At 62.9% G+C, this 251-nt stretch carries 1 protein-coding gene; it reads right to left on the bottom strand.

The window, feature by feature from the left end:
• Positions 1-251: IS1 family transposase (locus GCN78_RS29160; RefSeq protein ID WP_193316912.1), on the bottom strand; the 251-nt coding region annotated here is incomplete at both ends.

Here is a 251-nt window from a genome sequence, read left to right as displayed (position 1 = left end):
CGACTCCAGCACATATAACTCGTCGGCCTCGGCGATGCCATGCAGGCCATGCGGCCGGTCCGTTTTTGCCAACGATAAAAATCGGTGGCGCCAGCGAAACGTGGTGTTGCGGTGCACGCCCAGTTGTAGCGCCGCCTTGCGCACGGAATCCGATGCAAGCAGGCAATCGGCGTAGTCGAGCCACAGCGATTTATGGCGCAGGCGGGCCAGCGGCGTCCCCGTCAAGGCATTGAAGGTGCGCCCGCAAGGCA

It is taken from the genome of Janthinobacterium rivuli, assembly GCF_009208735.1.
Lineage (GTDB): Bacteria > Pseudomonadota > Gammaproteobacteria > Burkholderiales > Burkholderiaceae_D > Janthinobacterium.
This window is presented reverse-complemented; position numbering and strand designations above follow the sequence as displayed.